The 13,973-nt window shown below is 69.2% G+C and carries 13 protein-coding genes and 4 pseudogenes; 7 read left to right on the forward strand and 10 right to left on the reverse strand.

All coding sequences use genetic code 11. The annotated features are described in order from the left end of the window. Window positions 1–467: 467 nt before the first annotated feature. Window positions 468–725: a DUF6236 family protein gene (locus tag AOK01_RS17520; protein ID WP_055512669.1), complete on the forward strand. Its 258-nt coding sequence runs from the start codon at window positions 468–470 to the stop codon at window positions 723–725. A gap of 177 nt (window positions 726–902) precedes the next feature. Here the strand turns inward: AOK01_RS17520 and AOK01_RS17525 are convergent, their stop codons facing one another. From AOK01_RS17525 to AOK01_RS17535, 3 genes are all read right to left on the reverse strand, one after another. After that, complete coding sequence (locus AOK01_RS17525) at window positions 903–1,736, reverse strand: PIG-L family deacetylase (RefSeq protein WP_055512671.1); 834 nt, start codon at window positions 1,734–1,736, stop codon at window positions 903–905. A gap of 455 nt (window positions 1,737–2,191) precedes the next feature. Next, the gene (locus AOK01_RS17530; protein ID WP_055512673.1) at window positions 2,192–2,791 is read right to left on the reverse strand and encodes a dihydrofolate reductase family protein; all 600 of its coding nucleotides are present in this window, start codon (window positions 2,789–2,791) and stop codon (window positions 2,192–2,194) included. After that, a complete protein-coding gene (locus AOK01_RS17535; protein WP_055512675.1) occupies window positions 2,788–3,657 on the reverse strand; it encodes a metalloregulator ArsR/SmtB family transcription factor in 870 nt (289 codons plus the stop codon). The genes AOK01_RS17530 and AOK01_RS17535 overlap by 4 nt, the downstream gene beginning before the upstream one ends. 787 nt (window positions 3,658–4,444) lie before the next feature. On the opposite strand from AOK01_RS17535, the gene AOK01_RS17540 reads away from it, so the two are divergent. After that, window positions 4,445–5,011 (forward strand): peptidoglycan-binding domain-containing protein, encoded by a 567-nt coding sequence (locus tag AOK01_RS17540; protein WP_063792816.1) that lies wholly within the window; start codon window positions 4,445–4,447, stop codon window positions 5,009–5,011. Between the two features lie 130 nt (window positions 5,012–5,141). On the opposite strand, the pseudogene AOK01_RS41245 reads toward AOK01_RS17540, so the two are convergent. Beyond that, window positions 5,142–5,865 (reverse strand): annotated as a pseudogene (locus tag AOK01_RS41245) (IS5 family transposase). Window positions 5,866–5,986: 121 nt separating this feature from the next. Then, on the reverse strand, window positions 5,987–7,021 hold the full coding sequence (locus AOK01_RS17555) for a helix-turn-helix transcriptional regulator (protein WP_157871343.1): 1,035 nt from the start codon (window positions 7,019–7,021) through the stop codon (window positions 5,987–5,989). Window positions 7,022–7,117: 96 nt separating this feature from the next. Between AOK01_RS17555 and AOK01_RS17560 the strand changes: the two genes are divergently transcribed. From AOK01_RS17560 to AOK01_RS17570, 3 genes and pseudogenes are all read left to right on the forward strand, one after another. Next, window positions 7,118–7,555: a hypothetical protein gene (locus AOK01_RS17560; RefSeq protein WP_055512679.1), complete on the forward strand. Its 438-nt coding sequence runs from the start codon at window positions 7,118–7,120 to the stop codon at window positions 7,553–7,555. Window positions 7,556–7,575: 20 nt separating this feature from the next. Then, complete coding sequence (locus AOK01_RS17565) at window positions 7,576–8,349, forward strand: glucose 1-dehydrogenase (RefSeq protein WP_055512680.1); 774 nt, start codon at window positions 7,576–7,578, stop codon at window positions 8,347–8,349. A gap of 6 nt (window positions 8,350–8,355) precedes the next feature. Continuing rightward, window positions 8,356–8,511, forward strand: a pseudogene (locus AOK01_RS17570) (IS5/IS1182 family transposase); the annotation flags it as partial. A 50-nt stretch (window positions 8,512–8,561) separates the two neighbouring features. On the opposite strand, the pseudogene AOK01_RS46565 reads toward AOK01_RS17570, so the two are convergent. From AOK01_RS46565 to AOK01_RS17580, 3 genes and pseudogenes are all read right to left on the reverse strand, one after another. After that, window positions 8,562–8,711 (reverse strand): annotated as a pseudogene (locus AOK01_RS46565) (IS701 family transposase); the annotation flags it as partial. 115 nt (window positions 8,712–8,826) lie between these two features. Continuing rightward, complete coding sequence (locus AOK01_RS17575) at window positions 8,827–9,612, reverse strand: hypothetical protein (RefSeq protein WP_055512773.1); 786 nt, start codon at window positions 9,610–9,612, stop codon at window positions 8,827–8,829. Between the two features lie 29 nt (window positions 9,613–9,641). Further along, entirely contained in the window at window positions 9,642–10,184 is a 543-nt protein-coding gene (locus tag AOK01_RS17580) for a SigE family RNA polymerase sigma factor (protein WP_055512682.1), read from the reverse strand. 156 nt (window positions 10,185–10,340) lie between these two features. On the opposite strand from AOK01_RS17580, the pseudogene AOK01_RS44415 reads away from it, so the two are divergent. Next, a pseudogene (locus tag AOK01_RS44415) lies at window positions 10,341–10,793 on the forward strand (flavodoxin family protein); the annotation flags it as partial. A 231-nt stretch (window positions 10,794–11,024) separates the two neighbouring features. Here the strand turns inward: AOK01_RS44415 and AOK01_RS17595 are convergent. Further along, window positions 11,025–11,657: a response regulator gene (locus AOK01_RS17595; RefSeq protein ID WP_055512690.1), complete on the reverse strand. Its 633-nt coding sequence runs from the start codon at window positions 11,655–11,657 to the stop codon at window positions 11,025–11,027. Beyond that, window positions 11,654–12,910, reverse strand: coding sequence for a sensor histidine kinase (locus AOK01_RS17600; protein WP_245702292.1), 1,257 nt, complete (start codon window positions 12,908–12,910; stop codon window positions 11,654–11,656). The genes AOK01_RS17595 and AOK01_RS17600 overlap by 4 nt, the downstream gene beginning before the upstream one ends. Before the next feature lie 227 nt (window positions 12,911–13,137). Between AOK01_RS17600 and AOK01_RS17605 the strand changes: the two genes are divergently transcribed. Continuing rightward, complete coding sequence (locus AOK01_RS17605; RefSeq protein ID WP_055512692.1) at window positions 13,138–13,926, forward strand: class I SAM-dependent methyltransferase; 789 nt, start codon at window positions 13,138–13,140, stop codon at window positions 13,924–13,926. Window positions 13,927–13,973 lie beyond the last annotated feature (47 nt).

Genomic DNA, 13,973 nt, shown 5'->3' on the forward strand with positions numbered 1-13,973 from the left:
GGCCATCGACGCGCGCTTCCAGTTCAGGCGGTGCCGCAGGAGCGGAGTCCGGCGTCCGGTAGCTGCCCTCCGCCGCAGGGCCGAAGCACCGCCTTGCTCCCCCACCCGCCACCAGCCCCGCACACTCCCGGCCCTGGCCAAGGCCGCACTGCCGTAGTCCTTCCGGTTCGTGAACCAGGTCGTGATGCCTGAGGCGCCGGTACGGTGGATCGCGGCCGGGCTGTGCAGGAGTGGGCCGCGAAGACGGTCAGTCTGTCGGGTCCGGTCACGGGTCGGATCGGCGCGGCGGGTGACCGGCGTCCGCAGGTCGACGGATACCTCATCACCGGCCGCAGCACTCCGAGCTCAGCCCCGCGACAACTGCAGCGCGTCGGCCAGGAGCTGGAGCAGCGGTCGTCGCGGGGCCGTGCTGCGCGACCAGGTCCGGGCCGAGCATCGCCACGTCACCGGCGCAGGGCATCGGCCCGGTGTACGGTCTGGCCAACGTGAAGTTCGAAATGCCTGCCGTGATGGGCGCGTTCGGCCCTACGGTCGCCGGTGACTTCCTCGGCCGGCCCGTGGCGGATACGGCGGTCTGTGCGGCGCTCGCGTTCATGAACGTCCGCCACACGCACAAACAACAGGTCAAAGGCCGGAAGGCCGGAAATCCCGCCGCATATCTGCTCCCGGTGCAACGCGGCCTTCAACCGCGGCCCCTCCTGCGGAGGATCACCCGGCTCGCCTGACCTGCCAGGCGCGCCGGGCCGTCTCCTCCTCGAATCTCCGAATACCTATCGGCTTGCGACCACCACGACCGCCACGACCTTCAGGCCCTCGCCCCTGAGCTCCGCGACGCGCTGAGCCGTACGCCTGCCGCGGAGGCTCGCCGATGAGTTATCCCGGGCCCCGGTCGGACGTACGGATCAGCGCAGTCCGGCGAAGAGATCGTTCTCGGGTACGGCCGCGCCGGTGGTGTCCTTGACACGTACGAAGGTCTCCATGCCCATCAACTCGCCGAACCTCTCCTTGCCCATCTTGAGGAAGAAGATGTTCTCGCCCTGACTGGCGTGCGCGGCCAGCGCATCGTACTTCTGGCCGCTGAACGCGGTGGTGTCCACCCACGTGGTGATCTCATCGTCGGGAAGGCCGATCTCGGCCATCGCGGCGGCCTCGGCGGGATCCGGCTCCGGCATGTCCGGGTGGAACTCCCGCATGGTCTCCCCGAAACGCTGCATCATCGAGCGGGGCGCCGTCGTCCAGTACACCTTCGGTGTCAGTGTGGTCCTCTCCAGCGCCGCCATCGTGATGCGGTGGGCCTGGATGTGGTCGGGGTGCCCGTAGAAGCCGTTCTCGTCGTAGGTGACGACCACATCGGGTCGGTAGTGCCGCATGAGTTCCGCGAGTCGGGCGGCGCCTTCCTCCACCGGGGTGTGCCAGAAGGATCCGGGGGCGTCGTTGCTCGACCAGCCCATCATTCCGGAGTCGGCATAGTCCAGCATCTCCAGATCGCTGACCTTCAGAACGTCACAACTCGCTTCGAGTTCTTGCCGGCGCATCAAGGCGACGGCCACCGGATCGTGCCCGGGATCACCCGGCTTGACACCCCCCGGTGCGTCACCGCAGCCGCCGTCGGTACACGTCACGAGAACCGTGCGGATGCCTTCCGCCGCGTACTGCGCGAGGACCCCTCCGGTTCCGGTGGCCTCGTCGTCGGGGTGCGCGTGTACTGCCATGAGCGTCAAGGGTCGGTCAGCCATGAAAGAACCTCCTGAAAAAATACATTTTTGTGTAAATGTGCGGCGAGCTTGCCGCGATCCTGGGGCCCGGATCCCGGTGGGGACGACGGCCTTGTGGTCTCCGTTTTCCCCGCCCGTGCGGCGCCGGTCCCTCGGTCGATGCAACCATGACGACCGAACCGGCTGTTCCCGGCGCGGCCGCCCGGCCTTCCAAGCGTCGGCGTTCCAACGCGAGCACGAACGAGATACAGGCGCGACCCGGTGTCCCGTCGCACTGCAGTTGTCTGTATATCTTGCCCTGAGCTGCCGGTTTGCCAGGTGGCGGGGAACGCTCCTCCCAGCATCCGCAGCGAAGTCGGCTTCCATGGAGCCTACTTGGGCGCTGAGCGCCGTCGGCTCAGCAGAGGGTCATGCCGAGGAGGAGCAAGATCCCTGGGTGCCGGCGAAAGAGCGGACCGCAGCGCGGATCGGCCGGGTCAGCGGGCCCGGTCATAGACCAGGGCCATCTCGCCCAGGTCGCCGGTTTCCTGGTGGGTGAGCTTCCACTTCGTAGCCCGCAGGCCGTCGTCGAACAGTCGCTGCCCGTCTCCCGCGATCTCAGGGAGGATCATGAGGTACAGCCGGTCGACCAGATCTGCCGCGAGCAGCGGCTTGATGACACTTGAGGAGCTGTTGACGAGGATGTCGCCCTCACCGGTGGTCCTGAGCTCGGCGAGGATGTCGGCGGCCGGGGCGTTCACCACGCGGGTGCGTTCCCACGGCGCCTCGGTCAGGGTGGTCGAGAAGACCACCTTTTCCGAGTCGACCAGCCACTTCGCGTAGCCGCGATCACGGGGGTCGGCGTTCTCGTCCTCGGCGACCGAGGGCCAGTACCCCAAGAATCCCTCGGCGTTGAGTCGGCCAAGCACCGCCGTCGTCGCGCCCTCCCATATGCGGGTGAGTTGGCGCCGTGCGACCTCGGAGGTCACGTACGGCGCGAACATGCTGAAATCGCCGGGTCCTCCAGGGCCGTGATAGCGCCCGTCGAGGGAGAGGGCAAGATTCGCGGTCACCCTGCGGCTGGTCGAGTCAGTCATTTCGCGCTCCTCGCATTGGTGGTGTGGGTGTCGGTGTGGGTGTCGGTGTCGTGCGCCGCGGCGAGGATCCCCGCGAGCTTGTCGAGACTCTGGCCGAAGCCGATCTCGATGCCTGCGATGAAGTCGGCGGAGTCGACGGCGCTGCCGGTGATCCGCCAGTGGGCATCGAGGTCCGTGCCGGTGTCGCTGGGGCACAGTCCCAGGTCGACGTGAGCAGTGAAGGCGGGACTGCCATCGGGGAGTACCGGCGAGGTCCGGTAGACGAGGCGCTCGGCGGGCCGTACGTCCTCGACGGCGCCCTCCGCCCGCCCGGCGACCGCGTCAGAGTCGTCGGCGTCCTCGGCATCGCGGTACTCAAGGACGATCCGGCCGCCCGGTCGCACCTCGAAGAGGAGCTCGGAGACGCGGAGGCCGTCGGGAGCCCACCACCGGGAGAGCAGCGCAGGATCGGTCAGGTGCCGCCAGACCAGCTCCGGGCTGCCTGCGAGCGGCCGGTGAAACGTGAACGAGCGGCCGTCGGCCCACCCGGACTCCCCCGCGACAGCCCGCTCCGCGTGGAGGCTCTCCCCGTAGTGGTCGTACGTCGCACGTAGGCCGTCGGCCTGGGTCGAGGTGTCGGCAAGCCGGCTGAGCGTGGCCGCGAGGTCCCGGAGGGGAGCGGGCCGGAGTGCGTAGATGCGGCGTTGGCCGGTGCGCCGGGAGGTGACGACGCCGGCGCGTTCGAGCGTCTGCAGGTGTTTGGTCGTCTGTGGCTGCCGAGCCCCGGCGAGCTGGGCGAGGACGCCGACCGAGCGGGGCCGCTCGGCCAGCAGGCCCACGAGCCGCCAGCGGGCCGGGTCGGCCAGTGCGGTGAGGAGTGCGTCCATGGATCCGAGTATTCCCGATGACGAATATTCGTGTCAAGGAATAATACGTGGGCGTGGACACCTTCACCCTGCGCCGCCGTGGTGAGTGCCGTGACCGCATAGGTTCGCCGGTTCGGTGGTCGGGGCGGTCGGGTGTGGGGGGACGTCCGATCCGACCGCTGGAGGCGCGGTGGCTGGCGCGGTGGCTGAGCCCGTCCGTGTGCGCACCAGTACTCCGAGGTCCCCGACTACGGGCCCGCCGTGGAGCAGATGCGGAGCGACGGCCGGCACGAGTGACGCGAGCTCTCCGGCCGCAGCAGGATCAGCACCGCCGCAGGAACCGGCCACTACGTCCACGTCGACCGCCCCGACCTCGCCATCAAGGCCATCCAGCGAGTCACCGTACAGGCCACGCCCCGCTGGTAGGCGCCGAGGAACTCCTACACGTACAACCCGCGCGACCCGCATAGCCCGTGCAACCTGCACAACCCGAAGGACCAGATCACCGATCTGGTCCTTCGGGCTTTGGCGGCCTGCCGTGATGCTCCCCTCCAGGGGGAACGCGGGGTTCTGAGCCGCCGTCCGTCTCGGCTTCCGTACCCAGGCAGTTGAGCAACGGCCTTTCGTCATCCGTCACTTGTGGGGCAAACGACCGGCACACTCAGCGACCGGACCGGGCTACCGTCCCGTCGTACGGGGCTGACACCGACCACAACAAAAGCCTCTCATCTCCTGCCGAGGTCGTAGACCAACTCGGCTTCATCCGTCCGAGCAAGCCCATTGGCCTGCTCTTTTGATCCGGAGACCCATGGCTTCCTCCAGCAAGATCCGCAGCGTCCTGCGCAGGACCGCGGTTCCCCTGACCGCCACACTCCTCGCCCTTGGCATCAGTGTCTCCATGGCCGCTCCCGCCTCGGCGTCCAACTCCTACAACGGCAACGCCTACATCCAGGGCACCGGAACCTTCACGGACGACTGGACCGACGAGGGCGTCGTCGCCGAGTTCGGGGGCTACAACCGGAATTCCAATGCCACGTGCCTGTGGCAGAAGATCGTCTTCTGGGCGGATTCTTCCAGCGGTGGCCACAGGGACCAGATCGACGGCTACTTCGGCCACAACACCACCCTTGCCACACATTCGTGGCAGGCCAACTACATGAGCCCCACTGCCGCTGACGGCTCGGTAGGGAAGAACACCTGGGCCGCCGCGGGCAAGCGACTCAGGGACACGGACGGCGACGGGACGGTCGACAAGTACGACGGCCGGTACAGGGACATCGCGATCTCACGTGTCAACGGGGTCTACCACTTCGCCGACGCCGACGGCAATGACCGAAAGGCCAGCTACGACGCCCGAACCTGCACCATCGTCTAGTAGCACTCCGTCAGGTTCTGGTTCTGCTGGTTTTAAGGGGGCGACCGCAGGTGCTGCTGGTGCCGGTCCAGCACCTCAGCAGGTCTTGGAGTGCGTCGAGGGTCTGCTAGGGACCCGTATTGAGTTCCGATCAATGGGTGGCTCGGGTGAGGTCCTTGAGCCAGATCATCGAGGCGCGTAGGTGGAGGCCGGCGAGGTAGCTGTCGGGAGACTTGTCGTACCGGGTGGCGATGCCACGCCAGGCCTTCATCTTGTTGATCAGCCGCTCGACGGTGTTCCTCTCCTTGTAGAGCTCGGCGTCGAAGTCGACGGGCCTACCGCCCTGGGAGCCCTTCTTCTTGCGGTTGGCCAGCTGGTCCTTCTTCTCCGGATGACCGCACGGATGCGGCGTTTGCGCAGGTGGGCGCGGTTGGCACGGGAGGAATAGGCCTTGTCGCCCGCCACGGCGTCCGGCCGGGTGCGCGGACGGCCCACGGGCAGACGGACGCGCATCTGGTTCAGGACGGGGATGAACTGAGGGCTGTCGGCGGCCTGCCCGGCGGTCAGGAGCAGCACCAGCGGGCGGCACCTGCGGTCGCCGGCGAGGTGGATCTTGCTGGTCTGCCCGCCCCGGGAGCGGCCCAGCGAAGCGGCCTTCAGCCGCAGCCGGCGCCGGACGCGGCGCCGCTCCTGCCGTCCGGGGTCGGTGTCCGATGTCCTGTCGGCATCTCCCGCCACTGCCCACCGGTCCTGAACCGCCAGATCACCCCCTCGAACTGCTGCCGCAACCGCTCGGGATACGGACCGAACCGGCCGATCGGCAGATGGGACTCGATGAACTCCCATTCAGCGTCGCTCAGTTGCACCTGCGTCATGACACCGCGTCTACCGGCTCACGCCGTGCCGCGAGGTCGAATCCCGCAGATTGATCACAACTGGATACGGTCCCTAACGAAAAACTCAGTAATCCGAAAAACTCAGTAATCACTCGTCCGGTCACAGGCCCAGGACCGTCGCCACCAGTTCGCTGCGGCTGCGGACACCGGTCTTCGCGAACACACTCTTCAGATGGTCCTGCACGGTCGCCGCGGTGATGTGCAGTTCCACGGCGATGGTCCGCGACGGCAGACCGGCGACGACTCGCGCCAGCACGTCCCGCTCGCGCGGTGTAAGCCCGTACGCGAGCAGCAGTATCTCGGCCACGTCGGCGGCCGGCGCCGGATGTACCGTCACGGCGATGGCCGCCGGGTGCGGGCCACCACTCAGCGGCGAGGCCTGGACGGAGAGCCACCGGCCCGAGCGGCCGCGGATGCGTCCGTACGCCGGCAGCTCAGCGCCTCTTCCCCGTGCGGCCACCTCCAGGATCGCGGACGGCAGTTCCGCCTGCGACGGGCCCAGCTCGTCCCGCCAGAGTTTCGCGGCCAGGTTCTCCGAAAACAGCCGCAATTCCTGGTCGAGCAGGAGCACTCCGGCCTCGGACGGGCCCGCAGCGGTGTCGTCGGGTGCCCGGTGGGCGGCCCGGCGCAGGGCCGCACCGACCGGGGCGGACAGCCGCCGCAGGACGCCGACGTCGGCCGGGGTGAAGTCGGGCCGCCGGCCGCCGCGGAAGAGGGCGACGACGCCCCAGCAGCGGCCGTCCACCACGAAGCCCGCCCGCAGCTCGTGCCGTGCGTCGATCATCGGCAGCACGGTCCGGTAGCGGTGGCTGGATTCCGGATCACCGCCGGTGGCCGCACCGAGCGTGCCCGCGGACACCTCGGAGCGGGCCAGCGCCGCGAACTTCAGGACGTCGTCCACCAGGTACTCGTTGTGCGCGGCGGCCGCGGCCGCCTCCGGTACGAGCCCGGCGCTGACTTGGTCGGCGGTCAGCAGCGTCATCGGGTCGATCGTGCTGAAGCAGTAGGAGTCGGCCGGGATGAGGCGTGTCAGCCGGTCGGCGATCCGGCGGCGCAGTATTCGGGAGTCGAGGTCGAGACCGCAGATCGCCTCGATGTCGCGCACGGTCTCGCGCCGGACCATCGGGGAACTCACCCTTGCCACGGTATCCCAGAAATGTGGGAGGGCCGCCCGACCTCCGGGCGCCTACCGTGGGTCCGAGAAACCCCAGGTCACCGGAGGTACACCGACATGTCCCCGTCCATGCTCAACGTCGGACTGGATCCAGCGCTGGTGGACGACGCGCCCTCGTCACGGGCGGCGTTCCCTGAAATCGACGCCAAGGCGGTCCGGGCCGGAATGGCCGCGGGCCGGGCTCGGCTTGAGGAGCTCGGCCTCAGTGTCGATGTCTGCCTGCTCGACTACGGCCGCACGGCCGAGGCGGTCTTTCGCGCCGCGTTGACCGCCAAGGACTACGACATCGTGCTGATCGGCGCCGGCGTCCGGCTGGACCCGGAGCTGACCCCGCTGTTGGAGGTGCTGGTCAACACCACCCACGAGCTGGCACCCGGCGCGAAGCTCTGCTTCAACGTCAGCCCGACGACGGCTGTCGAAGCCGTCCAGCGGTGGTGGCCCGAACACAAGCCGCTGGTCCAGGCACTCCATAGCACTCAAGAGACGATTCGATGAACGGGAGGCGGTCTTCCGCCATGTCTGCAAGAGCACTTGAGGACAAGGTCGCACTGGTCACCGGCGGCAGCCGGGGCATCGGCCGGGCGATCGCGGAGCGGCTCGCCCAGGACGGCGCCGCCGTCGGCGTCACCTACGCCCGCGACGAGACGGCGGCGAGCGAGACCGTCGAAAACATCCGCAAGAACGGAGGACGGGCCTTCGCACTCCAGGCGGGGCTGGGCGAACGCGGCGACGCGGCCCGCCTCTGGGCCGCCTTCGACGCCGCGGGCACGGAGCACGTGCCCGACGGGAAGCTCGACATCATCGTCAACAACGTCGGCATCGGGGATTTCGCATCCCTGGAGTCGTTGACCGAGGACGCCTTCGACAAGGTCTTCGCCGTGAACGTGCGTGCACCGTTCTTCGTCACGCAGCAGGGACTGCCGCGCCTGCGCGACGGGGGCCGGATCATCAACATCTCCAGCTCCGTGGCCCGCCTGGCCACGCCGGGAATGATCGCCTACGGCGCCACCAAGGGAGCCCTGGACAACTTCAGTCTCGCCCTCGCCAAGGAGCTGGGTCCCCGGGGCATCACGGTCAACTCGGTGGCCCCCGGAACCGTCCTCACCGATGCCAGCGCGGCCACCCTGCTGGGCGATCCGCATGCCGAGGCGCAAGCGGCGTCTCTTGCCGCCCTCGGCCGGATCGGGCGGCCGGAAGACATGGCCGACATCGTGGCCTTCCTCGCCTCCGACGACGCACGCTGGGTGACCGGCCAGGTCATCGACGCAACGGGAGGCATGGCCCTCTGACGTGCTAAGGAGAGGAACACCGTCGAGCGGCTGATCAACAAGATGAAGGCCTGGCGTGGCATCGCCACCCGGTACGACAAGTCTCCCGACAGCTACCTCGCCGGCCTCCACCTACGCGCCTCGATGATCTGGCTCAAGGACCTCACCCGAACCACCCATTGATCGGAACTCAATACGGTCCCTAGAGGCTTGGGGCGGTGCCTCGACTTTTGGGTGGGCGGCAGATTCGATATCCAGTAGTCCGTCGGGGTCCTGGCCGTCCGGCCATTCGACCAGGAGGGTCCGCGTGGGCAGGACGCCGTCCCACCGGCTGTGGCCCCGCCCGATTCCTCGGCGGCGGCCAGGGACTGTTTGCCCGCGGGCCCCCGGTGCCGCGGGTGTCTTCCGGAGCCCCGGCCCGGACGGGGCTCCGGGGGCCGCCGGGCGTCGCGAACCGTCGTCCGGCCTCGACTCCCCGCACCCGGTCTCCCGCTTCGTCTACTTCGTCACCTTGATCCCCTCGAACTCGGTGGACTTCGGCGCCAGGCAGACGAACCAGTCGTCGGGCGAATCCTTGAGGCTGTGAATGACCGGAACGGCGGCGTTCGCCTCGGTGGCCGCGGACGCACGGCCGACCTTGGTAGTCGTGCCGTCCTTCCAGGTGCAGGTGACCTCCCGGGCGGTCTTGGCGACCTGGCCGGTCACCAGGCGCGGGGCCGTGTCGTTCTCGGGTAGCAGCGGGAGCGACACGGTCCCGTACTCGCCGCCGGACTGGACGTCGTCCTCAGGTAGCACCATGTCCGCGATCTGGGTGGTCCTCGCCTCTTCACCGGTGACCCGGTACACGAAGTGCGCGACCTTGCCCACCAGTTCGGAGGCCGTGGAGACGTCCTCCGGGTGCTCGCCGAACTTTGCCATCGCCGCCAGGGTGGCCTTGGCCTCCGCCGTGTCCGCCGGAGCCTTCCACACGTCGATGTACACCCTCCACGGCGCTCCCGCGTCGGTGCCGCTCGCCAGGGTCGTCCGCATGTGCGGCTCGGGGCCCTCCGGGCTGGCGACCGGCCGGCTCGCCGGCGATACCCCCCGGTCCCCGTCACCGGACAGCCCCGTCAGCGCCAGAGCCCCCGTACAGCCGGCCACGACCACGGTGGTGGCCGCCACGACCGCCCAGCGACGGGCCTTGCGGCGGCGGCCGCCCCGAATCACCGCCTGGGCGGGGGCTATGCCGATCTCCACCTCGTCGGCCGCGTCGGCCAGCAGGAGTGCGATGTCGTGCTGTGTCATGTTGTGACTCGTCTCCCAGTCCGCGCTTTTCACTTTCGTCCTCCCAGCGTCACCGTCTCCGCCAGCCCCGATATGGCGCGCAGCTTCGCGATCCCCTTGGCTGCGTTGCTCTTCACCGTGCCGACCGAACAGCCCATCGCCTCGGCCGTCTGTGTCTCGGTGAGATCCTCCCAGTAGCGCAGGACCACTGCTTCCCGCTGCCGTGCCGGCAGTTCGGCCAGCGCCTTCAGCAGCACGTGGCGGTCGTCGGCCTGGGCGATCCGGTCACCGGTGTCGGCCACCTCATGTGTCAGGCCCGCGTCCTCGCTCCTGGGCACCAGGAACTCCCGCAGTTTCCTGCGGTACCTGCGGGCATGCGCATTGATCATCACTCGTCGTACATACGCCTCCGGGGCGTCGGCCGAGGCGACCCTGTGCCAGGCCACATAGACCTGTTCCAGCGTCGACTGGACCAGATCCTCCGCAGCGTGCTGCTCCCCCGTGAGCAGGAATGCCGTGCGCATCAGCCGCGGCCAGCGGCCGACGACGAAGGCCTGGAACTCTCTGTCCCCGGCCTGCTTCCGAACCCCCATGAGCACCTCCTAGATGTTCAAAAGAGGCCATGAGAGGCCGAGACCGTTGCCTCACCGCGGAATCTTTTCCGCGTTCTCGCCGGAGCGGGGGGTGCCTGTCGAGTCGGCACGGAGCGCGGTGCCGGTGGTGCCACCGGTCCGTTCCTCCGTTCCTCCGTGCCGCCGCTCGCCGAACGCGGCGTACCCGCGCAGATCGCCGGCGCCGTGGCCGACGGCGCGCGCTCCATCGCAGGGACACACGTCCACCGCGTGGACGTCGCCTCCCTCAGCGACGCCGACTGGGAACTGATGGATGCCGCCGACGCCATCATCTTCGGCACCCCCACCTACATGGGCACCGCGTCGGGGGCGTTCCACGCCTTCGCCGAGGCCAGCAGCAAGCAGTGGATGACCCGCGCCTGGAACGACAAGCTCGCGGCGGGATTCACCAACTCCGGCTCCATGAGCGGCGACAAGCTGCACACCCTGCAGTACCTCTCGCTCCTGGCGGCCCAGCACGGAATGCTCTGGGTGAGCCTGAACCTCCTGCCGGGCTGGAACACCACCACATCCAGCGCCCAGGACGACAACCGCCTCGGCTTCTACCTCGGCGCCGGCGCAAAGGAGTACGTCATGCAGCACCGAAGAAGGCGTACCCGGGAGCCCCGTCGTCCTGAGTCGAGCCGACTCACTCGGGCGGCGCCGCTTCGAGGGCACCGGGGTCCCCACCCGCAGTCCCGATCGATGCTCGCATCTCACACTGCGGCCGACGCTTCCCTCCCCCTCGGCTCCCCCTCGGCTCCCTTTCCGCTCCCTTTCGGCCTCGGACTCCACGCAGTGGCCGCGCCGCCACCACACCGGTCACTCCAGCAATCGCCTCTCCTTGGCGGCCGCCACGGCCCCCGCCCTCGTCTCCACCCCCAACTTGCCGTAGATCCGCCCGAGATGGGTCTTGACCGTCGCCTCGCTGATGAACAGGGCTCGGGCGATCTCCCGGTTGCCCGAGCCGCGGGCGAGTTGTCCGAGGATCTCGTGCTCGCGCGGGGACAGGGTGGGACGCGGGCTGCGCAGCCGGGTCATCAACCGGTCGGCCACCGGGGCCGACAGGGCCGTGCGGCCGGACGCCGCATGGTGGATCGCTGTGAACAGTTCATCGGGGTGTTCGGCCTTGAGCAGATAGCCGGTGGCGCCCGCCTCGATGGCCCGGGTGATGTCGGCGTCGGTGTCGAACATCGTGAGCACCAGGACCCGGGGGCCCGTCCCGCCACCCTCGGCAGTCAGGCGCCGGGTGGCGGTCACGCCGTCCATTCCGTCGTCGAGCTGGAGGTCCATCAGTACGACGTCCGGGCTCAGCCGGGCAGCCATGGCGAGTGCCTCCTCGCCGGTGGCCGCCTCACCGACCACTTCGATGCCGTCGGCGCTGGACAGGAGGGCGCGCAGCCCCGCACGTACCACGGCATGGTCGTCGCACAACAACAGCCGGACGGGCGTCACAGGACGTGCTCCTTGGGGATGGTCGAGGGTGGCAGTGGTACGGAGGCCAGGGGTGCCAGGCAGATCGCCGCCGACACGACGGTGCCCTCGCCCGGCGTGGACTCCACGGTGAGCGTGCCGCCCGCCTGTGCGGCCCGGATGCGCATCGCGGGCAGTCCGTGCCCGCGCGCACTGTCCGGGGCCGGCCCGGACAATTCGCGCGAGGGGCCCGCCTCGAATCCGCGCCCGTTGTCGGCGACGTCCAGCGAAATCTGGTCGTCCAGGCAGGTCAGCGTCAGCGCGGCCCGGGTTGCCGCCGCGTGTTCGCGTACGTTGGCCAGCGCCCCCTGGGCGATCCGCAGCAGCGCCGCCTCAACCCGTTCCGGAAGCCTGCCCGGCTCACCGTCGAGCCTGAACTCCACGGTCAGCCCGGGACCGCTCTCTCGTTCGGCGAGTACGGCGAGCGCGCCCGGCAGGGTGTCGTCGGCGAGGTCGGCCGGCGCCAGGTCGTGCACGAACCGACGGGCCTCCGCGAGGTTGCGGGAGGTGATCTCCGACGCCCTGTGAACATGCTCGCGGGCCGCGTCCGGGTCGGTCCGCCAGACTCGCCCGGCGGCCTGGAGCAGCATCCGCTGACTGGACAGGCCCTGCGCGACGGTGTCGTGGATCTCCGTGGCCAGCCGCTGGCGTTCCGCCAGGACGCCCGCCCGCCGTTCGGTGGCGGCGAGTTCGTGACGCGTACGGACCAGGTCCTCGATCAGGTCGCGCTGCCGGGCCCCTTGACGCTGCAGATGCACCATCACGGCGGTGGCGACCGCGGCGACAGCGGGCGGGGCGATGACCATGTTGGGGTTCAACGCGCCCTCGGCGACGCGTACTTCGGAGGCCACGACCAGCGCGGTGAGTACGGCCGCCACCGGCACCGCGATCCGCGGGGGCAGCGCGTGCAGACCCGCGAACAGCAGGGGCATCGCGCACCACGTGGCGCTCGGCGCGAGGGCCAGGAGTACGACCCAGACCGCGGAGACCGAGCCCAGCCAGAGCAGATGGCGCCTGGTCGGCGGCGAGCCGGAGGGCGGTGCCGGAGCCAGAAAGCGACCGAGGACGTACAGCAGACAGAAGACCGCGAACAGCGCCACCACCCACCCGGTGCACACCCCGCCCTGGTCGCGGGTCAGGAAGCGGACGAACGAGGAGCCGAGCAGAAGGAAGAACGCGGCGTGCACGACTGCGTCCAGCCAGCGCTCGTCCGGATCGCTGTGCCTCGTCCTCATCCTCATCCTCGTCCCCATCCCCATCGCCGTCCCCATCGCCATCGTCCTCATCGTCATCCTTGTCCTCCGTGTCTAACGCTTCGGACGCGGCGCCACATCAACCGATCGGCTGACGCCGCCGTCACCCGAACCTCAGCAGGACCGCAGCCTGTTGACCGAGCCCACCGCCCTGCTCCCGCACCGAGGCTGAAACCAGACCTTGTACCCCTCGGAACGGTAGCGACCACATGCCCACGAAGAAGAACCTCACCGCCAACCGCGCCTCCCTCGGCCACCGCATCGGATACGCCCTGCATCACCCGAACCGGGTGCCCCGCTATCTGACCCGCGCCGCCCGGGACCTGTGGCTGCGCCACCGTCACACCGACCACGTCTCCTACTACCGTGCCGTGATGCGCTCCGACACCCGGGCCGACCCGGACACGGCGGTCGGCAGCCGCAGCCGTGAGCGATGGCTCGCGCTCGGGGCGATGCAGTTCGACTACCTGCTCGGCCACGGCCTGCGCCCCGAACACCGCATGCTGGAGATCGGCTGCGGCAACCTGCGGGGCGGCTGGCGGTTCATCCGGCACCTGGAGCCCGGGCACTACTACGGCATCGACATCTCGCCCGACATCCTCAGCGCCGCCCAGGAAACCGTCGTGGAGATGGGCCTGCAACAGCAGCTCCCCAGGCTGACCCCGGTTCGCGACCTGACGTTGCGGTTCCTGCCCGACGCCCACTTCGACGTGGTGCACGCGCACAGCGTCTTCTCGCACTCGCCGCTCGCCGTCATCGACGAATGCCTGGCCCATGTCGGCCGGGTGCTCGCACCGGGCGGCTGGTTCGACTTCACCTTCGACCGGACCGAGGGTGAGGAGCACCATGTCCTGCGGGAGGACTTCTACTACCGCACCGAGACGCTCACGGCCCTGGCCGAGCGCCACGGACTGCGGGCGCGCTTCATGGACGACTGGGAGGAACTCCCGCACGGCCAGTCCAAGATCCGCGTGACCCATGGAGACCTGGACACCTAGACCTGGACCTGGACCTGGACCTGGACCTCGGCCCGCGGTGAGGTCGA

Origin of the sequence: Streptomyces aurantiacus, from assembly GCF_001418335.1 — a bacterium.
GTDB classification, from domain to species: domain Bacteria; phylum Actinomycetota; class Actinomycetes; order Streptomycetales; family Streptomycetaceae; genus Streptomyces; species Streptomyces aurantiacus.